Source organism: Leclercia tamurae, from assembly GCF_025566055.1.
GTDB classification, from domain to species: Bacteria; Pseudomonadota; Gammaproteobacteria; order Enterobacterales; family Enterobacteriaceae; genus Enterobacter; species Enterobacter tamurae.
Map to the genome: position 1 here is coordinate 1 of NZ_JAMHKS010000024.1, position 282 is coordinate 282.

The following is a 282-nucleotide window of genomic DNA, read 5'->3' on the forward strand; positions in this document are numbered from 1 at the left end:
TCACTCACAGCCAGCAAGTGGCGTCCCCTAGGGGATTCGAACCCCTGTTGCCGCCGTGAAAGGGCGGAGTCCTAACCGCTAGACGAAGGGGACACGATGTGTCGCGACTTCGCAGCCGTCTTGCTCGTTACTTTTCATCAGACAATCTGTGTGAGCACTACAAAGGCAGGTTCTTTAAGGTAAGGAGGTGATCCAACCGCAGGTTCCCCTACGGTTACCTTGTTACGACTTCACCCCAGTCATGAATCACAAAGTGGTAAGCGCCCTCCCGAAGGTTAAGCT

At 54.3% G+C, this 282-nt stretch carries 1 tRNA gene and 1 rRNA gene; both read right to left on the reverse strand.

Annotated elements, in window-relative coordinates:
• Nucleotides 1–18: 18 nt before the first annotated feature.
• Nucleotides 19–93: transfer RNA gene (locus tag M8318_RS00115), tRNA-Glu, on the reverse strand.
• Nucleotides 94–180: 87 nt separating this feature from the next.
• A 16S ribosomal RNA gene (locus M8318_RS00120) occupies nt 181–282 on the reverse strand; the annotation flags it as partial.